Source organism: Elusimicrobiota bacterium, from assembly GCA_018816525.1.
Classification (GTDB): Bacteria; Elusimicrobiota; Endomicrobiia; order CG1-02-37-114; family XYA2-FULL-39-19; genus OXYB2-FULL-48-7.
Window position 1 is genome coordinate 1 of sequence record JAHIVV010000031.1, and the last position, 5,698, is coordinate 5,698.

Sequence of the window (5,698 nt, forward strand, 5' to 3'; positions counted from 1 at the left end):
GGGTTTATGCCGCCTCTATTGCATATTTCTTTACCGGAGAATGTAACAAGATGGTGGGAAGGGTATATAATGACTTATCTGGAACGGGACCTGCGGCAGTTATCGCAGGTGGAATCCCTGGTTGATTTCAGAAATCTTATGAAGGCTGTAGCGCTGCGATCAGGGCAGGTAATAAACCAGACAGAGATTGCGAGAGATATTAAAATAGGGCAAGCTACAGTGTACCGCTATTTAAACCTTTTGGAGGCAACCTGTCTTTTGGTCAGAATTCCCGCTTATTCAAAAAGCAGAACAAAAAGGCTTATTAAATCGCCGAAGATATATTTCCTTGACCCCGGGCTGACCAGTTATCTCTGCGGGTATTACGACGAGAATTCTCTTAAAACGGCAAGGGAAGCCGGTTCAATATTCGAAACTTTTGTTCTTCTCCACCTTTCGGTCTTATGCGAGTTAATGGTTCCCAAAGCAAGGATATATTACTGGCGTACCGTCACGGGTAAAGAAGTCGATTTTGTGGTTGAGTACGGAAATAAACTCCTTGCAATAGAAGTTAAGCTCTCTTCCGGTATAAGTTATGGTGATTCCGATAATTTGCGTACATTTCTGGCTGAGCACCCAAAAGACTGCATTGGAATAATAATATATACGGGAAATGAAGTCCGATACTTGGCTGACAAAATAGTATGCCTCCCTATTTCAATGCTATACTGAAGAATGCTTCAGAAATGAAATTGATATCAAAATGATAATGATAATTTTTCCGAAAAAACATTTGTCTTTTAGTTACCAATATTATAGAATATCCTTCCAAGCGGGTAGCATTGGGTATGAAAGAGGTATTAATGCAAAATTTAAAATTTAGCGAGCTGAATTTATCGCCAGAAATAAGCAAAGCGATTGTAGACATGGGTTTTGAAGAAACCACGCCCATCCAATCCCAGGCCATCCTTCCGGTAATGGAAGGCAAAGATGTTTGCGGCCAGGCCCAGACCGGAACGGGTAAAACATTAGCATTCGGAATTCCAATCCTGGAAAAAATCAATGTCAAAGACAAAAACCTCCAGGCAATTATACTTTGCCCTACCAGAGAACTTGCCATTCAGGTGGCGGAAGAATTTAAAAAACTTTCTAAATACAAAAAGGGCGCGCATATTGTGCCCATTTACGGCGGCCAGAGCATAGACAGGCAGATTAATGCCTTAAGTTACGGCGCGCAAGTAATTATTGGTACGCCCGGAAGAGTGATTGACCACATTAACCGGGGGACGCTGAAGGTAAATAACGTAAAAATGGTTGTGCTCGATGAAGCAGATGAAATGCTTGATATGGGTTTCATCGACGATATCGAACTTATTTTAAAGGGAACGCCCAAAGATACCAGACAGACCATGTTTTTCTCAGCCACCATGCCAAAAGCATTCCTTGAATTGACTCACCGGTACCAGAAAAAACCTCAGATGGTAAAAGTTATCCACGAGGCACTCACTGTGCCCAATACCGAGCAATCCTACTGCGAGGTAACCCAAAGTTCAAAACTTGAAACACTTTCCCGCATAATTGACTTTTACAATATTAAGCTTTCGCTTGTTTTCTGTAATACAAAAGTTCAGGTGGATGAACTGGTGGACCATATGCAGGCCCGCGGATACCTGGCGGAAAAACTTCACGGAGACATGAAACAGGTTCAGAGAGACCGCATTATGTCAAAGTTTAGGAGAGGCGCAATTGAATTGCTTGTCGCAACTGACGTGGCTGCCCGCGGCATTGATGTGGACGATATTGAAGCGGTTTTTAATTACGACATTCCACAAAATGAAGAATATTACGTGCACAGAATCGGCCGGACAGGCCGCGCCGGGAAAGGCGGAAAAGCATTTACATTTGTCGCTGGCGGAGATGAATTTTATAAACTGAGAGATATTCAAAAATACGCGAAAGTAAAAATATTCCGGCAAAGAGTGCCTTCGCTTGACGATGTTGAAGCCATAAGAAGCAATAGCACGCTAGACCGCGCAAAAAAAACAATAAAGGAAGGAAATCTGAAAAAATATGTCGCTCAGGTTGAAGAATTCCTCAAAGAAGATTTTACTTCCGTTGATTTAGCCGCATCGCTTTTAAAGCTGATGACAATCGGAGTTAAAGAAAAGGAAGAAGGCGTCGATATGGATGATTTGCAGAATACCGGCGCTGAAGCGGGAAAAGCGAGGTTGTTTGTTAATTTAGGCAGAGCGCAGAATATCGGCCCTAAAGACCTTATTGAAATATTGCGCAATGAAGCCGGCCTCCAAGGATACGCGGTGGGGAAAATAAGCATCCACGAAAAATTTGCTTTTTTTGAGGTTTCCATAAATGATGCCAGAAATGTTATAAAAGCAATTGATAATAAAAATATTAAAGGGACAAAGATACACATTGCTCCTGCTATTAAAAGGTAGATGGAACATTTTGATGTTATTGTCATAGGAGCATGACCCGCAGGAATGTTTGCCGCAGGCAAATCAGCAGAAGCCAACAGAAAAACCCTTCTTTTAGAAAAAAAGGACCAGCCGGGCAGAAAGCTTAAAATTACAGGCAGCGGAAGATGCAATATCACCAACAACGGCGATATTAATGTTTTCATAAAAAGTTATCATAAAAACGGCAAATTTTTGTACCGCGCTTTTTCTGAATTTTTTAACAAGGGCCTGATAAAGTTTTTAAACGGGTACGGGATAAAAACTATTGTTGAGAAAAAAGGCAAAATATTTCCCGCTAACGGAAATGCAGATGCCATTTCAGCTGTGCTTGTAAAATTCATGAAAGAAAAAGGAGTTATACTGCGGGTTAATTCTTCTGTAGAGGAAATATTTGCCGCAGAGCAAAAAGTAAAGGGAGTAAAATTAAAAGATATACAGGAAATTATTAATTGTAATAAAGTCATTATTGCTACCGGAGGCCTTTCTTATCCGCAGACAGGTTCCACTGGAGACGGTTATCTTATGGCAGCAAAACTGGGGCATACGATCGTAACTCCTAAACCAGCCCTGGTTCCTTTAGAGGTCTCTGGAGAAATTTGCAAAGAATTACAGGGGCTTTCGTTCCAGGACATTATAATAAACGCTTTTGCAGGAAATAAAAAAATAATCACCCAATTAGGAGATATGCTTTTCACTCATTTTGGGATTTCTGGCCCGGCAATTTTTCATATAAGCGGGCTGGTTGCAGAGCATTTGAATAAGAATGAAAAAGTTACACTGGCAGTTAATTTGATTTCGGGAATCAGTCCGGTTGAGTTTGACGGGAAATTAAGAAAGGAAATCAGGAATTCAGGAGAAAAAACCTTAAAGACCATTTTGAGCGTTCATCTGCCTAAAAGATTTGTGGAAGCGCTTATGAAATTGGCGGATTTTGCCGAAGATAAAAAATGCAAACAGCTTAATAAAACTGAAATAGGGAAAACAATAGATTTAATAACAAATTTCAGGCTTAATATCACAAAAACCCGGCCGATAGAAGAAGCTACCGTAACAAGCGGGGGAGTTTCTCTAAAAGAAATAAACCCTTATACTATGGAATCTAAAATTGTGAGAGGCTTATACTTCTGCGGCGAGGTTATCGATATCGACGGCCTAACCGGCGGCTTCAACCTTCAAGCCGCCTTCTCCACTGCCTTCCTTGCAGCTAAGAATTAAATTTTCCATTCAACTTTAGGATTTTTTCCGTAAACAATTTTTACCGGAATGCCGTCTTTCAAAATTGACAATCTTGCCGCTTCAACCACAAGTTCATTTATATAACTGTTTGCAGGCGTAGCGATTATGCCTTTATCATCAATCTCTTTGATAATTTCCTGTCTTTTTTTAAGCGATTTATCTTCTGAAACACCCGCAACTTCATTTTCAATCCTGTGCATGGTATTTACACTTGCGGCAACTGAATCATAACCGTATCCGATCGGTTTATATCCTTTACCTTCCCATAAAACAAGTTTATAAAAGTCGGGGTTAATAAAATTAAAGCGGGACCCGCCAAGCCCTATACCATCAAGGTAACTGTAGCTGACTCCGCGGAACTGGTCATCATGTTTAATAAGCCCGGTTTTATCTTTCCCTTCAAAAAACATTGAAAGGCATTGTTCATTATTGCCTGCCGCGTCATCCGGATAACCAAGCCCGGTTGATACATTTAAAAGCGCGCCGTTTTCAAAACGAATTCTTCCGTTGGCCCAAAGGTAACCTTCATTCCCGTTAGGGAATTTGCCTTTTGTGCCTTGAACTGAAACTTCTATTGGTTTAAGCCCTGTTATAAAATAAACCAGGTCAACATAATGACAGCCGACATAAACAAACGGATCGGTATTAGCGCAGGTAAACCAATTCTGGAAATTTGAATGGCGGTAATAATAAGGTTCAACAAGTTTTGCTTCACCCATTATAAATTCGCCGAAATGGCCTAATTTATAACTGCGTTTTGCAATCAAAGACCTGCGGTCAAACCGTTTATGGTATTCCACGCCGACAAAAAGCCCTTTTTCCAGGGCAATTTTTTCTATTTCGATATCCTGCTCATATTTTAACACGAGCGGTTTTACGCAAAGCACGTGCTGGTTATTTTTTAACGCCTCCATAACTACTTCATAATGAAACTGGTCCGGCATGGCTACAACAACTGCCTGCCTGGGCGCCATCTTTGCTATTACTTCTTTATAAAGCGCCGGGAAATTTTTTTTAGGGTCTTCCGAAAGCGCCGGGTAAGCGTTAAAATCCTGGCCGGGAAAGGCGTCTGAGGTTTCTTTATTTTCTTTAAGCGCTTTTAAAGGCAGATTATTAAGCGCGCAAATGCTAATATCCTTTACAATTCCGGTTCTTTGGAGATGATAAATCGATGGTAGAAGCAGGTCATTGGTTATCATGCCCCCGCCTACAATGGTAACATCGATTGGTTTGTTGTTTTCCATGTATCCTCCGTAAATAACACCATTCTTGGATTTCCATTATAGCAATTACCGCTAATTTTCTCAATATATTTAAAAATATTTGTCAAAGGGACACACAAAAATGCCTGATTGTACTTCCGGGGTCACCGGGTGCGGATAAAGATACTGCCACCGTGCCAAAAATGAAAATGAAAGTATGTACCCGATTATTTAGCGATGGTGTCATTAAAGCAGGTATAGGAGTTGTATATGGTCCGGTCTTCTGATAGAATGAAATAACTACGGAGTGTTCATCTTTAGACCTTATTGGAGTAGTTAGGGTTTGAATTAGTAGAGAGTTTTTTGGTTGTGCTTCAGCCGCAAAAGAAGTAAAATAAAAAAAGGAGGAGCACAACGATGGAAGGGACAATCAATCAGGAAACAGAAGTAAGCCCGGCGGAGCAGTCCGGTTAATCCGGGAAGTTAAATACGCCACGCGGCGCAGGTTTAATTCAGAGGACAAAATCCGTGTGGTATTAGAAGGGTTTCGCAAAGAGATACCAGTGTCAGAATTATGCCGCAGGGAAGGAATAGCAGCGGCAATATATTACAAATGGCTGAAAGATTTTATGGAAGCCGGGAAATCAAGGTTAAAAGGCGACAGTTTACGTGAAGCCAACAGTGATGAAGTGGATGGCCTGCGCCGGGAAACAGAACAGCTCAAAGAGTTAGTTGGGGATATGACATTGCAGCTGCACCTTTTAAAAAAAAGTGTAGTGGGGTAAAAGCGGGGTGGCCTAGGAA

Annotated in this window: 5 protein-coding genes; 4 read left to right on the plus strand and 1 reads right to left on the minus strand. The window is 41.1% G+C overall.

Going from position 1 to position 5,698, the window contains the following annotated elements:
- The 3 genes from KKH91_03395 to KKH91_03405 form a co-directional block, all read left to right on the plus strand.
- The coding region (locus KKH91_03395) for a DUF4143 domain-containing protein (GenBank protein ID MBU0951859.1) at positions 1–711 on the plus strand (711 nt) is incomplete at its 5' end.
- Between the two features lie 131 nt (positions 712–842).
- Positions 843–2,435: a DEAD/DEAH box helicase gene (locus tag KKH91_03400; GenBank protein MBU0951860.1), complete on the plus strand. Its 1,593-nt coding sequence runs from the start codon at positions 843–845 to the stop codon at positions 2,433–2,435.
- A 45-nt stretch (positions 2,436–2,480) separates the two neighbouring features.
- Complete coding sequence (locus tag KKH91_03405) at positions 2,481–3,671, plus strand: NAD(P)/FAD-dependent oxidoreductase (protein MBU0951861.1); 1,191 nt, start codon at positions 2,481–2,483, stop codon at positions 3,669–3,671.
- Here the strand turns inward: KKH91_03405 and KKH91_03410 are convergent.
- Positions 3,668–4,936, minus strand: a complete 1,269-nt coding sequence (locus KKH91_03410; protein ID MBU0951862.1) for a Gfo/Idh/MocA family oxidoreductase — start codon at positions 4,934–4,936, stop codon at positions 3,668–3,670. The genes KKH91_03405 and KKH91_03410 overlap by 4 nt on opposite strands.
- 488 nt (positions 4,937–5,424) lie before the next feature.
- Between KKH91_03410 and KKH91_03415 the strand changes: the two genes are divergently transcribed.
- A complete protein-coding gene (locus KKH91_03415; protein ID MBU0951863.1) occupies positions 5,425–5,679 on the plus strand; it encodes a hypothetical protein in 255 nt (84 codons plus the stop codon).
- The last annotated feature ends 19 nt before the right edge of the window (positions 5,680–5,698 follow it).

Coding starts and splice junctions, on each gene's coding strand:
- KKH91_03400 (MBU0951860.1), top strand. CDS start 843: ATGCAAAATTTAAAATTTAGCGAGCTGAATTTATCGCCAGAAATAAGC.
- KKH91_03410 (MBU0951862.1), bottom strand. CDS start 4,936: ATGGAAAACAACAAACCAATCGATGTTACCATTGTAGGCGGGGGCATG.
- KKH91_03405 (MBU0951861.1), top strand. CDS start 2,481: ATGTTTGCCGCAGGCAAATCAGCAGAAGCCAACAGAAAAACCCTTCTT.